Here is a 17,582-nt window from a genome sequence, read left to right as displayed (position 1 = left end):
ACATGGGTTTAGAATGAAGTCCGTGTGAAGTCCATGAAATAACCATGTCCGCGCAGCGCATCCTGATTGTGGAGGACGAGCCTTCGATTGCCGACAACATCGTGTTTGCGCTGAAAACCGAGGGGTTTGCGCCGCACTGGTGTCGCACCGGTGCCGAGGCCCTGAGCGCCTGCCAGACCGATCCCCCGGCGCTGGTGTTGCTGGACGTCGGGCTGCCCGACATCAGCGGTTTCGATCTGTGTCGTCAGCTGCGCCAACATTCCGCCGTGCCAATCATCTTCCTGACCGCCCGGGACAGCGAGATCGACAAGGTCGTGGGGCTGGAAATTGGGGGTGACGACTATGTGGTCAAGCCGTTCAGCCCGCGCGAGCTGACCGCCCGGGTGCGCGCCCGGCTGCGCAACTTCACGCCGGCGGCGAACCCGGTGGCGCTGCGCCTGGCGCTGGATGAACAGCGTCACAGTGCCCGGCTGGACGAGGTCGAACTCAATCTCACACGCTATGAATTCCGATTGCTGGCGGTGCTGCATGGCGCGCCGGGCCGGGTGTATTCGCGCGACCAGCTGCTGGAGATGATCTGGACGGACCCGTCTGCTGCGTTTGATCGCACCGTGGATACGCACATCAAAACCTTGCGCCAGAAACTGAAAGCGGCTGGCGAACGGGTCAATCCGATCCGCACCCATCGTGGGCTGGGCTATTCCTACGATCCCCAGGGGCTGTAGCCGTGTCGATCCGCAATCGCATTCTGGCGATTTTCCTGCTCGCCACGGCATTGGGCGGCTACGGGTTTTTCAGCTGGCTGAGCGATGATCTGCGCCCGCGCTACATGGAGGCGCAGGAAGATCTGATGGTCGACACGGCCTACCTGCTGGCGCACCAGATCGAAACCTCGGGTTTGAGCCAGGACAACGGCCAGTGGCGTATCGACACGCGGGATCTGCGTGCCGCATTCGAGGCTTTGCGTGGCCAGTATTTCGAGGCGCAGATTTACGGTCTGCTCAAGACCAGCGTGGATTTGCGCGTGTACGTGACCGATGCCGCGGGCATCGTGCTGTTTGATTCCGAGCCCGGACGTGACGAGGGTCGCGACATGTCGGCCTGGCGTGATGTTGCGCGGACGCTGGCCGGTCAATACGGCGCCCGCAGCACCGCCGATGATCCGCTTTTTCCCGAAGGCTCGACCATGTATGTGGCCGCGCCGATACAGGCTGCCGGCGAGGTTGTCGGTGTGGTCAGCGTGGGCAAGACCACGCGCAACGCGGAGCGCTTCGTGGCCTCTGCCATGCCGCGGTTTTTCATGGCGGCCATGGGTACGCTGGGTTTGGCCCTGCTGCTTTCGCTAGGGCTGTACTGGTGGGTCACACGGCCGCTTTATCGGCTTGAGCAGTATGCCGAGGATTTGCAGACCGGGGCGCGGGTTGCGCCGCCGGCACTCGGCAACAATGAGATCGGCCGGGTTGGCGATGCCATGGCACGTCTGCGCGAGGCCCTGGATGGCAAGGCCTACGTCGAAGACTATGTGCAGACCCTGACCCACGAGCTGAAAAGCCCGACCGCGGCGATTGCGGGTGCGGCTGAGTTGCTTGGCGAAGACATTCCCGCCGAGGACCGCACGCGCTTTCTGGACAACATCCGCACCGAAGCGGCCCGGCTCAATCGCCTGGTCGAACGTATGCTGGCCCTGGCCGAGATCGAAAACCGTGATGCGCTCAAGGCGGCCCAGGTGTTGAACCTGCGCGAACTGGTGGCTGAGGCGCTGGACAGCGTAGCGCCGCGCCTGCACCAGAAAGATTTGCAGGTCCGGCATGGCGGCGAGCGTTCACCGCGGGTCCGGGCCGAGCGTTTTCTGCTGCATCGCGCGCTGGTCAATCTGCTCGACAATGCGATCGATTTTTCGCCGCAAGGCGGGCACATCGATATCGAAATGCACATCAGCGGTTGCGTGGTGGAGCTGAGCCTGCGCGATTACGGCAGCGGCTTACCCGATTACGCCGCGCACCGGGTGTTTGACCGGTTCTATTCCTTGCCGCGCGCCGATGGGCGCAAGGGCACAGGGCTGGGTTTGAGCTTCGTCAAGCAGATTGCCGAGCTGCACGGCGGTGCTATCACGCTCAAGAACCATGAACAGGGTGGCGTTTGTGCCACCCTGAGCTTGCCGCTGCTGGCGGACTAGGCCCGCCAGCAGCGGCTTCATGCCGTCGCTCAGTGCGGCAGAAGCGGTATGCCGGCGATCCACGGATGGATGTACATGACCACGCCGGTGAGCAGGATACCGACAACGACCGTGATGAGCACACGCCCGACACCAGTGGGTTCGGGTTTGACGCGCGCACCATCGCGACGATTGATGAAGATGGTTTCGGCCACTGCCCAGGCCATCAAACCGCCGAACAGTACGACCGAACGCCATTCACCGTTCGACAGCAAGTGGGCCAGGGCCCAGGTCTTGACCGCGACCATTTGCGGGTGACGGATCATGCGCCGGATGTCGCTGGGAAACTGCGAGGCCACGAACAGGATCAGAGCGATCGGCATCAGGCTCATGGTGGCGTGCCGCAGGCCGGCTGGCGGAATGTACAGCTGGCCGGCCGGAAATTGTTTCCAGCCCATAACAATCAGCACCAGTGCGCCAACAATCACCAGTGAAAACAGACCGCGATAGGGCCCCACACCCAGGCGTTCGGATAATTGCTGGCGCTGAGCCGGCATGACCGCCACGAACAGGTGGGCAAAAGACCACAGCAAGAGTCCCAGTACCAAAATCATTTTTATTACTCCTCATCGTGTGGCCAAAGTCTGCGGTGCCAGGGGTTGGGAATCAATGCTCCGATTCGCGTGACTCAGGTCACAGCAAGCGGGCTTTACCCGCATTGGCGGGCTTGCTATCGCTGGCAGCGCGGCGCAAAGTGTTTATCTGTGCGGTGAATGGGGTCATCGGCGCGGGGCAGGTGGCCGATATTCACCGGTATGCTGGGGAGCAAAACATGATGCGACGAATCCACGCGACGATCGCCGTCGGCGCGGTCGCGCTGTATGCGGGTGTCGTGCAGGCCGCAGATGTCTTCACGATAGATGCGGCGATAAGCGAGCAGGACGGGCCGGGTTACAACATCCTTTTCGGCACCTCCAATGCGGAAGAGCTGTTTCAAACACTGGAACGCGACAATCTGAGGCGGCTGGTTGCGCAGCAGTCCGGTGGACAGTTCAGCGGTGACGAGGTCATTGCCGCAGACCTCAACTTCCGCGGTGTTGATATGACGATCAATTTCACCGAAGTCGGCACACCGGCGCTGCTGTTCTCGATTCCAGACATTGATTTCACGCGGGTCTTTGGTGACCAGGACACCCGCGAAGGCAACATCGATGACCTCATCGAGTTTCTCAAGACCAATGAGGATGGCGTCGCTTCACAGTTGAGCGCCGAGCTGGCGCGCTCGTCCCCCAGTGATCCGGTGGCCGGCAATCCGGCGAGCATGCAGTCGCGTATGGCCGACACCGATTTCAAGCAGGCCTTCACGCAGAAGGTTTCGCAGGTCTGGGGCTGTGGCACCAGTGCCAGTGCAGAGCAGAAAGTGATGCTGGCCAAAGCCGGTTTCGGTTGTGTCACCGATGTGGCCGATCTGAACTTCCGCATGCCGGCGGTTGAGCTCGCGCAGTTGGGCGGGCCGGCCAGCGACGCGGCTGCGGTCGGTCTTTACGATGACTATTTTTCACGCATCAACCGCGTGCGCGGCGAGAACAAGCTGACCCTGGGGCTGGACTATGCGCAGGTCAGCGGGAGTGCTGGTAACGGTGGGGTGGAGCACGAATCCAGCGTGATCAGCCTGCCGCTGTCCTACACCGTGGTGTTCGACAATGACCCGCGTAAACGAGTGATCGTGCGCATGCCGATCTCCCTGATCGATACTGAAGGCGCTTCGACGTATCAGGTGGCGCTGGGCCTGGCCTACAACCACCCGGTCACCAAGGCCTGGAGCCTGACGCCGAGTGTGGGTTACTCGGCGGCCGGTTCGGAAGATCTGGCCAGCGCTTCGGCATTGGCCTCGTTCTCGCTGGCCAGCAGCTACACCCTGAATCTGGGCGGCTGGGCGCTGAACATCGGCAACATGATCGGTAACTACTCGACCCAGAAAATCACCCTGGGGGATTACGAGTCCGATCCGGGAATCTCCAACACCGTGATCACCAACGGCATCCTGTTCTCCGGGCCAAGCTCCTTGTTGGCCAATGATCTGGTGGTGGAGTACTACGTGAATGACACGCGTTACACCGGCGATGACCTGTTTACCGACAACGCACAGGAGTTCGGCGTGAATTTCGGCAAGTTGAACACCACAGGCGAAGTGGTGACCAGCTTCATCAAAGGTAGCGTGAGCTACACCATGGCAAGCGGCGATAACGGCAATGAAGCCGACATGTTGCGTTTGTCTTTGATCTTCAAGTTCTAAGGGGGCAGACCATGAAAAATTTCGTTTTTGCATGCCTGCTGACCCTGGTCAGCCTGCCATTGGCCGCTCAGGACCAGGCCGGACGCGCTGTATTGGTGGTGGGGCAGGCGGCTGTGACAGACGCCAACGGCTCGCAGCGCATTCTCAGGCGCGGTGGGGCGGTTTATTCAGGAGAAACCATCACCACCCAACGCCACAGCTACGTGAATGTGGAGTACACCGATGAAGGGCGCACGCTGATTGGCCCTGATTCCCAGCTGAAGATCGAGGATTACACCTACCGTCCACCGGCTGGCGGGCCGCGCAGTCGCGGTGGCGCAGGCGTTGCGCAGGCGGACTCCGGACGCTCGGTATTTTCCTTGCTCAAGGGCGGGTTTCGTGCCGTCACCGGCTTGATCGGCAAGAACCGGCGGGAGAATTATGCGGTGCGCACCTCAGTCGCGACGATTGGTATTCGCGGGACCGATGCTGTCTACGTGGACTGCTCAGACGGACGATGTGGTGATCTGGGGCCGGGTAGCTCTGAGGATATGTCGAGTGTGGTCATCGGGGTGTACGAGGGCGGTATTACCGCCACCAACCTCAATAACGGCCAGACCCTGGATATTGATCCGGGACAGTTTGTTCAGACCAACGGGACTTCGTTCTACACCCTGGCAGGTATGCCGGGCGTGCTGGTCACGATGCCGATGCAGGATCCGCAAACCTGCGAGTGAATCGCACCGACAGACAGTGTTCAGGAGCCGGCTATGCCGGCTCTTTTTTTGTCTCCAGGGCGAATGGGCGACCGAAGAAAAAGCCCTGAACGTGTTCGACGCCAAGCGCGCTGAGGGCCTCGACCTGTTGTTCGGTTTCCGCGCCTTCGGCGATGAAGCTGAGTTGCAGGTCGCGAGCCAGCCTTGCCATGCCAGCGATAATAGTGCGGCTGGCCTGATCGCTGAGCATGTCGTCGAGAAACATCTTGTCGATTTTGAGCGCATCAACAGGCAGGCGGTTGAGATAGGCCAGCGAACTGTAACCCGTGCCGAAGTCGTCCAATGCAATGCGACAGCCCATGGACTGCAGGTTGTGCAGCACGCTTATGGCGTGCTCGCGGTTTTCCAGAATCTGTGACTCGGTCACCTCCATCTGTAACTGCTGCGCTAGCAAACCATGCCGGCGAATCGCCTCCTGCACCACGCCGGGTAGCTCGGGGTCTGGGAACTGACGTGCAGCCAGATTGATACTGACGTAAAAGTCTTCGCTCAACTTGCCGTTGTAGGCAGAAGCCAGTCGGGTGCGGGCTTGACTCGCTTCATCGATTATCCAGTGGCCTATTTTTTCGATGATCTGAGATTCTTCGGCAACCGCGATAAAAAGGTCTGGCGAGACCAGTTGACCGTCGTCGCGGCGCCAGCGCAGCAATGCCTCAAAGCCGGTGGTGATTCGGTCAGCCAGCCGAACGATGGGCTGGTAATGGAGGATGAATTCCTGCTTGTCCAGGGCATGGCTGAGGTCGTGCTCAGTGCGCATGCGTTGCATGGCCTGCTGCTCGTCCTCCAGATAATCCAGATCCTGGGTGCTGGAGGTGTCGGGGAAGGTCTGTCCCAGCGATTGCCGATAACGCTTGAGCGTGAGTTGCAGCAGATGGCGGATCAACGGATCGGATCGCGCCATGCGCTCCTTGAGGTGGTCGCGGGTAATGACGGTGAGGGTGGTGTCTTCCAGTGCCATGGCTGACGCCATACGTGGGTCGTGACTGATCAGCGCCATTTCGCCGAGACATTCACCGGCGCCCAATTCGGACAGCAGCTGATACTCCCCGGCACTGTCTCGCAGAATCGCGATCCGCCCACGCTCGATCAGGTAGGCAAACTGCCCGGCCTCGCCCTCACGGAACAACAGCTCGTTTGCCGCTAGGTTGATCTTCGAATTGGCCATGCACGATCTCCCGAATCAGGGATGGGCGTTCGCAGGCTGTCAGTCGGCCTCACGCAAACGGTCATTGCGTGCATCGTTGGCGTCAAGCGCGGCATCAAGTTTGTCGGCGATTGCGTCACCAGAATAACCAATCGCTTGTGTGTTGCGAATGTTGCGGGTTTCTTCCCGGCCTTGTGCACTGCTGCTGGTGTCGCCGTCGCGGTTGCCACAGGCGCTCAAGATCATGCTGCTGCCAATCAGGATCAGGATGCTGGTTGTTGTTCGCGTCACGCTGTGTCTCCCATCTACTGACCAACTTATTAAACGCCAAAGTCACGCCGTCTGCCACAGCGCCCGTTTGCGGCCCAATTCCTGCACGGGCGGGGCATGACTGAATTGCACTTTCCTTCTGCGGAGCCGCCCGCCAGCGCCAAGCCCCGGCCAAGCACGGGGTTTGTCTGCTTCATGCTGGCTGGACAGTGCTACGGCGTTGCCGTGAGCGGTGTGCGCGAGGTGCTGCGGCCATGCGAGGTTGCCTGGGTTCCCGGTGCGCCTGGCGCCTGTCTCGGCGTGATCAACTTGCGCGGGCACATAGTTTCGGTGGTGGATTTGCGTCAGGTGCTCGGCCTCGCACAAGACGAATCGAGTGCGGCCAACCGTTTGCTGGTCATCGATTACGACGATTCCATGCTGGCCCTCAAGGTCGACCGCGTTCTTGAGCTGATCAATATCGCCGATGAAGAGATCGAAGCCACGCCGCGCATGAATCAAACGCCGATTCCACTGGAAGGTGTGGTGACGCGCCCGCAAGGTCCCCTGTTTCTGCTGAGTCCGGCCGACCTGGTTCGCCGGCTGGAGGACAACACACATGTTTGACCCCCATTTTTTTCTTGATCTTGATCGCTATACCGCAGCGATTTTTGGTTTGGTTGGCGTGCTTGCCACCGTGCTGGTGCTCCTGTTGCGCCGCCAGCGCACATCGGACAGCGGAGATGCCCAGATGCGTGAGCGCATGCAGGCGCACCAGCAAGCTGAGCTTGCCTTCGCAGGTGCGACCGAAGCGGCCATGAGTGATCTCAAATCCAGCGTTGAAGGCCTGGCCACCTGTCTGGCCAATCTGGAGCTGCGCATGCGTACGGTTGATCAGCGACAACGCAAATTTGACGACATGGCGGTGCAGTTCAGTCGGCGTCGGGGTTTTGACGAGGCGGTTCAACTGGTGCGTGACGGAATTCCGCCAACCGATGTGGCGCGTCGCTGCGGCGTGCCGCTGGCTGAAGCAGAGTTGCTTCAGCGCATTCATCAGCAAGTCAACGCCCACTGAGCCGGCGGATGAGCAATCACAATCTGCGGCTGGAGGCGGCTTTGGACATAGCCCACGCCGCCCAGTTGAAAACCACACTCGACACGGCGCTCAGCGGTGAGAAGAGCCTGTTGCTGGATGGCGGCGAAGTCTCGCGCGTGGATGCCGCAGGCTTGCAGTTGCTGCTCGCATTCGTGCGCCAATGCAAGGCCTTGGAGATCGAGTTGAACTGGGATTCCGCAAGCGAAACCTTGCGTGACGCCGCTGCCGGCCTGGGTCTTGCACAAGCCCTGCAACTTCAACTTCCGAATCAAGAGGCATAACGATGGCCAGTATCCTCGCCGTTGATGATTCCCCCTCCATGCGCCAGATGGTGGCGTTCACGCTCAAATCCGCCGGCTTTGATGTGACCGAAGCCGAAGACGGCGTGGATGCCCTGAGTAAAGCGCGTAGCGGGGCGTTCAATCTGGTCCTGGCTGACGTCAACATGCCCAATATGGACGGCATCAGCCTGGTGCGCGAACTGCGCCAGCTGCCGGATTACCGCTTCACTCCGCTGTTGATCCTGACCACTGAATCGGGGCAGGACAAGAAAATGGAAGGCAAAGCGGCCGGTGCTACCGGCTGGCTGGTCAAGCCGTTTGACCCGGAACAGCTGATTGCCACCGTCAATCGCGTTCTGAGCTGATCAAAAACGGAGCCGGCGGCCATGAGCATCGACATGAAGCAGTTCCATCAGACCTTCTTCGAAGAAAGCTTTGAAGGTTTGCAGGCCATGGAAGCCGCTTTGTTGACGCTCGACCCCGACACGGCAGACAGCGAGACCGTCAACACCATTTTTCGTGCCGCCCATTCGATCAAAGGTGGTGCAGGCACTTTTGGCTTCTCCGAAATCGCGACCTTCACGCATGATCTGGAAACCCTGCTGGATCAGGTACGAGCCGGACAGCGCGTGCCGGATGGTGCGCTGACCGATCTGGTCCTGCGCAGTGTGGATGTGCTGCGTGACATGCTTGAAGGTGCCCGTGATGGGCGTGATGACGAGGTCGCCAATGCCGCATCGGTGCGAGCTGAAATTCAGACCATGCTCAATCAGGATGCAGCGCTGGCTCAGCGTCCGGTTTCGACGGTGGATGAGGCGACACCAGCAGGCTGGACCATCCACTTCAAGCCGCACCGCGATATCATGCTGACCGGCAATGATCCACTGCGCATATTGCGCGAGCTGGCGCGTCTGGGTGAAGCCACGATCGAGGTCGATGCCGAGGCGCTGCCCAACTACCCGGATGTGGACCCCGAGCAGTGCTATCTGCGCTGGACCGTCAGTCTGCAAGGTGAGGTCAGCGAGAACGACATCCGCGAGGTGTTTGCCTGGGTTGAGGATGAATGTGATCTGAGCATCGAGGCTTGCGCCGACAGCGCGCCCGCTCAGACCGAGCTTGAACCCGACGTCGCTGTGGGCGATACAGCGCCCGCGACCACGCCCAAGGCCGCTGCGACAGCGCGTCCAGCGCCGGCCAGCAAGGATGGCGGGTCGATTCGTGTGGCCACGGAAAAAATCGATCAACTGATCAATCTGGTGGGCGAGCTGGTCATCACCCAGTCGATGCTGGAGCAGACCGCGCGAGCTCTGGACCCGGTCACCAACGAATTGTTGCTGAGCGGCCTGTCAGAGCTGGAGCGCAACACCCGGCATCTGCAGGAGGCGGTGATGTCGACCCGCATGCTGCCGGTTGATTTCGTATTCAGCCGCTTCCCCCGTGTGGTCCGCGACACCGCGACCAGGCTGGGCAAGCAGGTTGCGTTGCAGACCTCGGGTGAGGGTGCCGAACTGGACAAAGGGGTCATCGAAAAAATTGTTGACCCGCTCAATCACATCGTTCGCAACGCCATTGATCACGGCATCGAAATGCCGGCCGAGCGTGAGGCCGCAGGTAAACCTGCACAAGCCAGCATTCGCCTGAGTGCCTGGCATCAGGGTGGTCATATCGCCATCCAGGTCAGTGACGATGGCAAGGGCCTGAATCGCGACAAGATTCTGAGCAAGGCCCGCGATGCCGGCATGAACCTGCCGGACAATCTGCCCGACAGCGAGGTGTGGCAGCTGATCTTCGCGCCCGGCTTGTCGACCGCTGCAGAGGTGACCGATATCTCTGGGCGTGGTGTGGGCATGGACGTGGTGCGTCGGAACATTCAGTCGCTGGGAGGCACTGTGGATATCGAATCGCAGGCCGACGTCGGAACCCGCGTCACCATCCGTTTGCCACTGACTCTGGCGATACTCGATGGCATGTCGGTGCGCGTTGGCGAGGAGATCTACATCCTGCCGCTTAACAGCGTGGTCGAATCACTGCAGCCACAGCTTGGCGACGTCAAAAGCATGGCCGGCAGTGCGCGCCTGATGCAGGTGCGCGGCGAGTTCCTGCCGCTGTTGTCGTTGCGCGAGCTGTTCGGCGTGGCTGGACAGGACCTGCCGTTGGATCAGGGCATTGTGGTGATTGCCGAGGCCGAAGGGCGTCAGGTTGCCCTGATCGTCGACGAACTGGTTGGGCAGCAGCAAGTGGTGATCAAGAGTCTGGAGCGCAACTACCGCCGTGTCAGCGGTATCTCCGGGGCCACCATTCTGGGCGATGGACGGGTCGCCCTGATTCTCGATGTGGGCGAAGTCATACGCAGCCGGCAATTGGCCGCAGCCGCGTAGCGCCCCCAACAACAGGCACAAGCCATGAACGAAAACCAAGACCAGGCGCTTAGCAGTGCGGACGACAAGGCCGGCCAGCTCGAAGGTGAGCGCCGCGAGTTTCTCAGCTTCCGCCTGGGTGCCGAAGAGTACGGCGTGGATATCCTCAAAGTGCAGGAAATCCGCAGTTACGACAGCGTGACCCGTTTGCCGGAAGCACCCGCTTACATCAAAGGCGTGATCAATCTGCGCGGGACCATCGTGCCGGTTGTGGATCTGCGTCTCAAACTCAAGCTTGAGCAGGCCGAATACGACCAGCAAACGGTGATGATCATTCTCAATATGGCCGACAAGGTCATCGGGATGATCGTTGACGGTGTGTCGGACGTTCTCACCCTGGCGGAATCGCAGATTCGTCCGCCTCCCGAATTCAACGGTGTGCTCGACACCCGCTACATCACCGGTCTCGGAGCCATCGATGACCGCATGCTGATCCTGGTCGATATCGAATGCCTGATGAGTGCATCCGACATGACCGTTCTGGAAAACGCCGCCTAGGCAGGAGTCCCACAATGACATCATCCGATCAATCCCCTGCGAGCTTTAATGCCTGGGCTGTTGTGCCCACGCTTGCGGCTCTTGCCCTGGCCGTTGGTGGCGGCCTTTTTGGCAGCGGCCAGATGCCGCTGTCCGGCTTTGTGGTCTGGGCCTTCATGACCCTGGCCGCGGTCGTAGCAGGCAGCGTGGTTGCCCTGCGTCATCAAGCTGCAGGCCAGAAGCCGGCGGTGACTGCTGAGCATCTGGCCGATCTTGAAGGTCAGGTTGCCGCGATCAACCGCTCGCAGGCCGTGATTGAGTTTGAACTGGATGGCACGATCCGCCATGCCAACGACAACTTCCTGGCGGCGGTGGGTTACCGCCTGGATGAAATCGTCGGCCAACATCATCGTATTTTTGTTGATCCGGCAGATGCTGCGTCACCTGAGTACAGCGCATTCTGGAGCAATCTGGGGCGTGGTCAGTTCGACGCAGGGCAGTATCGCCGTATTGCTAAGGATGGTTCTGAAATCTGGATTCAGGCCAGCTACAACCCGGTGTTCGACAGTGCGGGCAACCCGATCAAGGTGGTCAAGTACGCGACCGACATCAGCGCACAGGTTTTGGCCAATGCGGCGATCGAAGATGCGGTGCACCAGACCAACACAGTGGTGAGTGCGGCGCGTGCTGGCGATCTGACCGCGCGTATTGATGCCAGCGGCAAACAAGGCCCGATCAGCGAGTTGTGTCAGGGCATCAATCAGATGCTGGACGATATCGCCGCCAATCAACGTCAGATGGAAGAGGTCGGTCGGACCAATCTGCGTATCAAGAACGCGCTGGATAACGTCACCACCAATGTGATGATTGCCGACAACGGCCGCCAGATCACCTACATGAACGAATCGGTTCAGGCGATGCTGCGCGAGGCCGAATCGGACATCCAGAAAGAGTTGCCCGGTTTCCGTGTGGACGGTTTGCTTGGAGGCAATATCGATGCCTTCCACAAGAACCCGGAACACCAGATCAAGATGCTGGAGGCTCTCAAACAACCGCATCGTGCCAACATCTGTCTGGGCGGGCGCACGTTTGGTTTGATCGCCAGCCCGGTCATTGATCAGGATGGTGCGCGTCTGGGCACAGTGGTTGAGTGGCAGGACCGCACGGCTGAGCTGAAGATGCAATCCGAACTCGACGCCAAGGCCGAGCAGGAACGCAAAGTAGCGGCCGAGAACATGCAGATCCGCAATGCGCTGGACAATGTCAGTGGTAATGTGATGATCGCCAACGCCGAGCGCACCATCACCTACATGAATGCCGCCGTGATGGGCATGATGCGGCGCAATCAGGAAGAGTTACGCAAAGTTCTGCCTAGCTTCAATGTCGACAACCTGCTGGGCAATTCGATTGACCAGTTCCATCGCAACCCGGCCCATCAGGCCGGTATGTTGGCCAATCTGCGCGAAACCTATCGCACCCAGATCAAGGTCGGGCCGCTGTCCTTTGGCTTGATTGCCAGTCCGATCATGACCGAAAGCGGTGAACATGCGGGCACCGTTGTGGAGTGGATCGACCGCACCGCCGAAGTGGCCGTCGAAGAGGAAATCGGCAATATCGTGGCGGCCTCCAGCCGCGGCGAGTTCGATGACCGGGTCAGCCTGGATGGCAAAACCGGCTTCTTCGAGTCTCTGGCCAAAGGCATCAATCAGCTGCTGGATACCTGCCAGGTCGGCTTCAACGACGTCATTCGCGTACTCAGCGCGCTGGCCCAGGGTGATCTGACCCAGCGCATGGATGCCGAATACAGCGGCACTTTCGCCGAACTCAAGATCAACCTGAATCAAACCATCGATTCACTGGGCGACATGGTGGTGTCGATCAAGTCGGCTTCGGATGACATCAACTCCGCAGCATCTGACATTTCTGCCGGCAGCGAAGATCTTTCCAGCCGGACCGAAGAGCAGGCGGCGAGCCTGGAGGAAACCGCTTCCAGCATGGAGGAGTTGACCTCCACCGTGAAACAGAATGCGGACAATGCCAAGCAGGCCAATCAGCTGGCCATTGGCGCCTCGGATGTGGCCACAAAAGGTGGTGCGGTGGTCGGCGATGTGGTGACCCGCATGGCCGAGATCACCGAGGCCTCGAAGAAGATCGAAGACATCATCAGCGTGATCGAAGGGATCGCGTTCCAGACCAATATCCTGGCGCTCAACGCCGCGGTGGAGGCCGCCCGCGCGGGCGAGCAAGGCCGTGGTTTCGCGGTGGTGGCCAGCGAGGTGCGTTCGCTGGCTCAGCGCTCGTCCGGTGCGGCCAAGGAAATCAAAGCGCTGATCTCCAATTCGGTCGAGCGCATTGAAGACGGCTCCAAGCTGGTTGAGCAGGCCGGCGTGACGATGCAGGAAATCGTTACGGCGGTGAAGCGGGTGACCGACATCATGGCGGAAATTTCCGCTGCATCGCAGGAGCAGTCCAGCGGTATCGAGCAGATCAATCAGACCATTGCCCAGATGGACGATGCGACCCAGCAGAATGCTGCGCTGGTCGAGCAGTCATCGGCATCGGCCAAATCCATGCTCGATCAGGGCGGCGAATTGGCCAGTCAGGTTGCTCGTTTCCGCATCAGCATGGAAGACGCCGAGCGCGCCATCGTGGTTTCCGAGCCGGCCAAACCGGTTGCTCAGAAGCCGGCGCAAACACCCAAGGCGCATCCGCAGGTTGTGCAGCGTCAGCGTGCTGCGCGTGAGGAGCGCGCGCCCGCCAGCGTCCCGCTGCCCAAAGCTGCAGATGCTGACGAACACTGGACTGAATTCTAAGACCTACAGGCGCGGCAGCCGTGGGGCGGCCGCGCACTCTCTGACAACGGCGCCACGAGCGGATGATGAGCCCAGATCAGCAGTTGGATCGCAAGACCTTTGAGAGGGTCCGCGGTTTGATACACCAGCGTGCTGGCATCGCCCTGGGTGACAGCAAGCAGGCCATGGTGCAAGGCCGTTTGGCCAAGCGCTTGCGCGCATTGCGTGTGGACTCGCTGCCGAGCTACCTGGACCAGCTTGATGGCAATCCTCAATCGGATGAATGGCAGCACTTCACCAATGCGCTGACCACCAATCTGACAGCGTTTTTCCGCGAGTCACATCATTTTGAGCATCTGGCGCAGCAGCTACGTCTGGCCAAGGGCCAGGACCTGTTTCGTATCTGGTGCAGTGCCAGCTCCACCGGCGAGGAACCATGGTCGATCGCCATGGTGGTCGATGAAGTTGGTCAGCAGGGACCGCGCAAGGTGGAGATCATGGCCACCGATATTGATACCCAGGTTTTGCAAACGGCGGCCCAAGGGATTTATCAGCTTGAGCGTATAGAGGGGCTGAGTGTGGCGCGGCGGCAGCGCTTTTTCCTGAAAGGGCAGGGGCCCAAGCTGGGGCGCTGTCGGGTGCGCCCGGCGCTGCTCAAGCGCGTTCAATTCCAGCAGCTCAACCTGCTCTCCGGTCGTTGGCCCATCGAGGCGCCGCTGGATGTGGTGTTCTGCCGCAATGTCATGATCTATTTTGAAAAGGCCAGCCAGCGTGATCTGGTGCGTCGCTTTGCGGCGTTGCTCAAACCCGGTGGGCACTTGTACGTGGGCCACTCGGAAAGCCAGTTTCATTGCGAAGATGTGCTTGATCTGGTGGAACGCACCACCTACCGGAGGCGTGCGCCATGAGCGCGTTGTCGCGAGCCTGTGACATACCCAGCGATAGCGAAATGCTGGGGGTGGGCACAGCCCATTTTCTGTATCGCGACCGACATTTTCGCAGCGAGGCGATCAAGGTGCTGCCGGGCGAGTACTACGCCACGGCCAGCGACATCATGATCGTGACTTTGCTGGGCTCTTGCGTGGCCGCGTGTATCCATGATCCGCAGCGTCGCATCGGTGGTATGAACCATTTTCTGCTGCCGCAGAATCGTATGGACGACGGACTGGCCGGGGCGCGCTATGGCGTGCATGCCATGGAGCTGCTGATCAACGGCCTGCTGCAGCTGGGGGCTCGCCGAGAGGCGCTCGAGGCCAAAGTCTTTGGCGGTGGCAACGTGGCCCGGCGTATGACCCGCAGTTTGATCGGTCAGCAAAACGCACATTTCGTACTGGCATTTCTGGAGCGCGAGCGGATTCGCGTCACCGCTCAGGATATGGGTGGCGACAGCCCGCGACGCATTCATTTCTTTCCACAGACCGGTCAGGTCATGGTGCGCACACTGGCTGTTGCCGATGTGCCGGATATCGAACTGGCGGAAAGCGCCCTGGAGAGTCGGGTTGGCCAGCCTCAGGGCGGCGTGGAGCTGTTTACATGAGCCGGCCGATACGCGTGCTGATCGTGGATGATTCGGCGCTGGTCCGGCAGCTGCTGACCGAACTGCTGACCCAGGATCCGCAAATCGAGGTGGTGGGTACCGCGCAGGACCCTTTTGTTGCACGTGAAAAGATCAAGGATCTCAGCCCGGATGTGCTGACCCTGGACGTGGAAATGCCACGCATGGATGGGCTCAAGTTCCTTGAGAACCTGATGCGCTTGCGCCCCATGCCGGTGATCATGGTTTCATCGCTGACCCAGCAAGGCGCGACAACCACACTGAGCGCCTTGGCGCTGGGCGCTGTGGATTTCGTGGCCAAGCCCACCTTGGGGGTGGCCCAGGGGTTGGAATCCAGTGCCGCTGAGTTGATCGAGAAGGTCAAGATTGCTGCCATCAGCCGGCCGCGCATGGCCAGTGATGCGCCGCCGGTGCAGGCACCTGCGGCAGCTCAGATTCGTTACGAGACCACGGATCGACTGATCGCCATTGGTGCCTCAACGGGCGGCACGGAAGCAGTGCGTGAAGTGCTTGCGCATGTATCCGCCGATTCGCCGGCGATCGTCATCGCTCAGCATATTCCCGAAGCCTTTAGCGCATCGTTTGCCGAGCGTTTGAACAAAGCTTCGGCGCTGGCGGTGTGTCAAGCCAGTGATGGGCAGGAAATTCGCCCTGGACATGCCTATGTGGCGCCAGGGGATGACCATCTGGAAGTCGCGCGCAGCGGCGCTCGTTGGTACTGCCGCTTGAACAAGGCAGAACCAGTGAATCGGCATCGTCCCAGTGTTGATGTGTTGTTCCGCTCGGTTGCGGCCAATTGCGGCGCCAATGCCTGTGGCGTGTTGCTGACCGGCATGGGCGACGACGGCGCGCGCGGGCTCAAGCAGATGCGCGACGAGGGAGCCTTCACCCTCATTCAGGACGAGGCCAGCAGCGTGGTGTGGGGCATGCCGGGAGCGGCGCACCGCCTGGATGCGGCTTGCCAACAAGCCAGCTTGGCCGAGGTTCCGGGGCTGCTCGGTGAATTTGCCCGTCAGGGCTCAAGACTTAAACACAACTGCCGATGACTAGGATCATGGAGAACACTGCAATGATCAAAGCCGACTACAAACCCTTGATGATGCCGCTGGTGACCACGCTGGCCGTGTGCGTCAGCGCACTGGCTCCGGTCCATCCGGCTTTGCTGTGGATGGTGATGGCCGCCATGGGCGCGTCGTGGGGGTATTTGCTGTGGTCGGTCGCCGACCAGCGTATTCGCATTCAGAGCGGTATCGCCCAGCCGGGGGATAATGTCGAGGTTGCCCGCTACCGCCAGCTGCTGAAAGACACCCAGAGCATGGCCGAGGGCGAGATTGCCCAGCTGCGCGCCGAGATGCAGCGGGTTCATGATCTGGTCGCTGAAGCCGTATCGGACATCAGTTCCAGCTTTGACGAAATTCAACGTCATTCCAATGCGCAGGAGGGCGAGATGCGGCGCATCGTCGAGGCCGGCGATGACAGCGGTGCCCTGGATCTGCGCGGGTTTGCCTCGCGTGCTGGCGAGTTGATGAGCCGGCTGGTTGATGTGCTGGCTCAAGAAAGTAATCACAGCGCCCAAAATGTTGAGCGCATTGATGACATGGCCGGCCACCTGGATGCCGTGTTCGAGTTGCTGGAAGACGTCAAATCGATTGCCGATCAGACCAACCTTCTGGCTTTGAATGCGGCCATCGAAGCGGCACGTGCAGGTGACGCTGGGCGCGGCTTCGCCGTGGTGGCCGAGGAAGTGCGCAGCCTTTCGGAGCGCTCGACCAGTTTTAATGATCAGATTCGCAAACGGGTCCACGATTCGCGCGAAGCGATGGCCAAGGTGCGCAATGCGGTCAAGGACATGGCGGCGCGTGACATGGCCGCCAGCGAGGATGCTCGCACCCGGGTTGAAACCCTGGTTGGCCAGGCCGAAGGGATCAACCGGGCGCTGGCTGAGGGCATCGGTCAGGTTTCGGCCTGTGGCGAGCGTATCGCCTCCGCAGTGAACCGTGCGGTGCGCTCACTGCAGTTCGGAGACATCACCACCCAGGCCGTGAATGCGGCTTATACCCATCTTGATCGTCTTGCCGACATGGGAGGCGAAGCACGTTCGCTGCAGAGTGGTATGGGGGATGCATCCGCCGGCAGCGTCAATGTGGCGGACCTGTCTCAGGCAAGAGCGCGTATCGAGCCCAAGCAAGAGGCGTGGAAGCAACAGCCACATAAGCCGGTTGAGCAGGTTTCCATGGACTCCGGGGCAGTCGAGCTGTTTTGACGCACAACACAATCCGCGCTGCGAAAAGTCGCTGACTTTCCCTATAATCAGAGCCTCTGAACCCCGTTCCGGGGTTCTTTTGTTTGCGGAGCAGTTCCATTA

At 60.4% G+C, this 17,582-nt stretch carries 18 protein-coding genes; 15 read left to right on the top strand and 3 right to left on the bottom strand.

The features are described 5' to 3' along the window. Positions 1-44 precede the first annotated feature (44 nt). Together creB and creC are read left to right on the top strand one after the other, a co-directional pair. Positions 45-725: a two-component system response regulator CreB gene (creB, locus tag ATO7_RS03490; RefSeq protein ID WP_083559550.1), complete on the top strand. Its 681-nt coding sequence runs from the start codon at positions 45-47 to the stop codon at positions 723-725. Between the two features lie 2 nt (positions 726-727). Beyond that, positions 728-2,176: a two-component system sensor histidine kinase CreC gene (gene creC / locus ATO7_RS03485; protein WP_083559548.1), complete on the top strand. Its 1,449-nt coding sequence runs from the start codon at positions 728-730 to the stop codon at positions 2,174-2,176. Positions 2,177-2,205: 29 nt separating this feature from the next. Here the strand turns inward: creC and ATO7_RS03480 are convergent, their stop codons facing one another. Further along, the gene (locus ATO7_RS03480; RefSeq protein WP_083559546.1) at positions 2,206-2,769 is read right to left on the bottom strand and encodes an NnrU family protein; all 564 of its coding nucleotides are present in this window, start codon (positions 2,767-2,769) and stop codon (positions 2,206-2,208) included. Positions 2,770-2,987: 218 nt separating this feature from the next. Between ATO7_RS03480 and ATO7_RS03475 the strand changes: the two genes are divergently transcribed. Together ATO7_RS03475 and ATO7_RS03470 are read left to right on the top strand one after the other, a co-directional pair. Beyond that, positions 2,988-4,451, top strand: coding sequence for a hypothetical protein (locus tag ATO7_RS03475; RefSeq protein WP_146680126.1), 1,464 nt, complete (start codon positions 2,988-2,990; stop codon positions 4,449-4,451). An 11-nt stretch (positions 4,452-4,462) separates the two neighbouring features. Then, entirely contained in the window at positions 4,463-5,167 is a 705-nt protein-coding gene (locus tag ATO7_RS03470; protein WP_083559542.1) for a FecR family protein, read from the top strand. 31 nt (positions 5,168-5,198) lie between these two features. Here the strand turns inward: ATO7_RS03470 and ATO7_RS03465 are convergent, their stop codons facing one another. Both ATO7_RS03465 and ATO7_RS03460 read right to left on the bottom strand, forming a co-directional pair. Further along, positions 5,199-6,371, bottom strand: a complete 1,173-nt coding sequence (locus tag ATO7_RS03465) for an EAL domain-containing protein (RefSeq protein WP_083559540.1) — start codon at positions 6,369-6,371, stop codon at positions 5,199-5,201. Positions 6,372-6,410: 39 nt separating this feature from the next. Then, on the bottom strand, positions 6,411-6,641 hold the full coding sequence (locus tag ATO7_RS03460; RefSeq protein ID WP_083559538.1) for a hypothetical protein: 231 nt from the start codon (positions 6,639-6,641) through the stop codon (positions 6,411-6,413). 96 nt (positions 6,642-6,737) lie between these two features. Here ATO7_RS03460 and ATO7_RS03455 point away from each other — a divergent pair, with 96 nt between their 5' ends. The 11 genes from ATO7_RS03455 (at position 6,738) to ATO7_RS03405 (ending at position 17,480) form a co-directional block, all read left to right on the top strand. Further along, the gene (locus ATO7_RS03455; RefSeq protein WP_083559537.1) at positions 6,738-7,226 is read left to right on the top strand and encodes a chemotaxis protein CheW; all 489 of its coding nucleotides are present in this window, start codon (positions 6,738-6,740) and stop codon (positions 7,224-7,226) included. After that, on the top strand, positions 7,219-7,674 hold the full coding sequence (locus tag ATO7_RS03450) for a DUF2802 domain-containing protein (RefSeq protein WP_083559535.1): 456 nt from the start codon (positions 7,219-7,221) through the stop codon (positions 7,672-7,674). Before ATO7_RS03455 ends, ATO7_RS03450 begins: the two co-directional genes overlap by 8 nt. A gap of 8 nt (positions 7,675-7,682) precedes the next feature. Continuing rightward, on the top strand, positions 7,683-7,976 hold the full coding sequence (locus tag ATO7_RS03445; RefSeq protein ID WP_083559533.1) for an STAS domain-containing protein: 294 nt from the start codon (positions 7,683-7,685) through the stop codon (positions 7,974-7,976). Positions 7,977-7,978: 2 nt separating this feature from the next. Further along, positions 7,979-8,341 carry a response regulator gene (locus ATO7_RS03440; protein WP_083559532.1) on the top strand — a complete coding sequence of 121 codons (363 nt, stop codon included), beginning with the start codon at positions 7,979-7,981 and terminating at the stop codon, positions 8,339-8,341. A gap of 21 nt (positions 8,342-8,362) precedes the next feature. Continuing rightward, the gene (locus tag ATO7_RS03435; RefSeq protein WP_083559530.1) at positions 8,363-10,354 is read left to right on the top strand and encodes a chemotaxis protein CheA; all 1,992 of its coding nucleotides are present in this window, start codon (positions 8,363-8,365) and stop codon (positions 10,352-10,354) included. A gap of 24 nt (positions 10,355-10,378) precedes the next feature. Next, positions 10,379-10,891: a chemotaxis protein CheW gene (locus ATO7_RS03430; protein ID WP_083559528.1), complete on the top strand. Its 513-nt coding sequence runs from the start codon at positions 10,379-10,381 to the stop codon at positions 10,889-10,891. 14 nt (positions 10,892-10,905) lie between these two features. Next, positions 10,906-13,683 (top strand): methyl-accepting chemotaxis protein, encoded by a 2,778-nt coding sequence (locus tag ATO7_RS17180; protein ID WP_206044778.1) that lies wholly within the window; start codon positions 10,906-10,908, stop codon positions 13,681-13,683. Positions 13,684-13,748: 65 nt separating this feature from the next. Then, positions 13,749-14,570, top strand: a complete 822-nt coding sequence (locus ATO7_RS03420) for a CheR family methyltransferase (protein WP_206044777.1) — start codon at positions 13,749-13,751, stop codon at positions 14,568-14,570. Beyond that, the gene (cheD, locus tag ATO7_RS03415; RefSeq protein WP_240499416.1) at positions 14,567-15,199 is read left to right on the top strand and encodes a chemoreceptor glutamine deamidase CheD; all 633 of its coding nucleotides are present in this window, start codon (positions 14,567-14,569) and stop codon (positions 15,197-15,199) included. Before ATO7_RS03420 ends, cheD begins: the two co-directional genes overlap by 4 nt. Further along, on the top strand, positions 15,196-16,263 hold the full coding sequence (locus ATO7_RS03410; RefSeq protein ID WP_083559520.1) for a protein-glutamate methylesterase/protein-glutamine glutaminase: 1,068 nt from the start codon (positions 15,196-15,198) through the stop codon (positions 16,261-16,263). Before cheD ends, ATO7_RS03410 begins: the two co-directional genes overlap by 4 nt. Positions 16,264-16,271: 8 nt before the next feature. After that, complete coding sequence (locus ATO7_RS03405; protein ID WP_206044776.1) at positions 16,272-17,480, top strand: methyl-accepting chemotaxis protein; 1,209 nt, start codon at positions 16,272-16,274, stop codon at positions 17,478-17,480. Positions 17,481-17,582: the final 102 nt, after the last annotated feature.

Origin of the sequence: Oceanococcus atlanticus (assembly GCF_002088235.1) — a bacterium.
GTDB classification, from domain to species: Bacteria; Pseudomonadota; Gammaproteobacteria; order Nevskiales; family Oceanococcaceae; genus Oceanococcus; species Oceanococcus atlanticus.
Note: the sequence above shows the minus strand (reverse complement) of the source record. Positions and strands in the feature narration are given on the sequence as shown.